2 protein-coding genes are annotated in these 667 nt (G+C 75.3%); both read right to left on the bottom strand.

Going from position 1 to position 667, the window contains the following annotated elements:
- On the bottom strand, nucleotides 1-317 hold a 317-nt coding region (locus HUX53_RS42850), incomplete at its 3' end, for a bifunctional hydroxymethylpyrimidine kinase/phosphomethylpyrimidine kinase (protein ID WP_309237639.1).
- Nucleotides 318-321: 4 nt separating this feature from the next.
- Nucleotides 322-667: hypothetical protein (locus HUX53_RS38915; RefSeq protein ID WP_217920410.1), on the bottom strand; the 346-nt coding region annotated here is incomplete at its 5' end.

Raw genomic sequence — 667 nt, 5'->3', positions numbered from 1 at the left:
GGGTGACGGCAGTGGTCGGACGGGGCGGTGGCTGGCGGCGCGCGCACGGCCGCGGGGGACAGCTCCGAGGGTCGCTGGACGCCGGGTGAGTTCTGCGCGGTGACGGCGGCGATGAAGCGCATCCCGTGCACGCCGTGGGCGAGCGTGGTCTTCAGGTCCGCCGGGAGGCCGGGGCCGCCGCCGGCCGGGAGCGGGCCGTTGGCCGTCTCCCTGTGGGTGACGGGGTCGAGCTCCGGCTGGAAGTGGGGGTCGCCGGCCACCCGCTCGTACACGGCCGGCACCGCGGCGGGGGCGGCGAGGCGCGGATGGCGCGCCACCTGATCAGGGCGGACGGGCCGGACGAGCAGGTGGCCGGCCGCCTCGTGGAGCGCGCAGGGCGCGGAAAGCGGCGAGCTCCGTCAGAGCCGCGCGCCAGCGCAGCAGGGGGCCAAGGTGGGCGACCTGGGGCAGGATCTCGCGGCCGGTCCAGCCGTTGGGCCAATCGGGGCGGGTCGAGTAGTGCGTAAGGCCCGGCCGCATCCCCCGGCGCTTCAGACTCTCCGCCACGCGCGCCGGCGCGAACAGGGTGCCGGAGAAGGTCGGGCCGCACAGGAACTTGGAGCCGGTGACGGCGGTCATCAGGCCCGCCTGTAGATAGGCGCGCAAGGTGGATGGCTGACTCTTATAA

The organism is Actinomadura sp. BRA 177, from assembly GCF_013372625.1.
Classification (GTDB): domain Bacteria; phylum Actinomycetota; class Actinomycetes; order Streptosporangiales; family Streptosporangiaceae; genus Spirillospora.
Note: the sequence above shows the minus strand (reverse complement) of the source record. Positions and strands in the feature narration are given on the sequence as shown.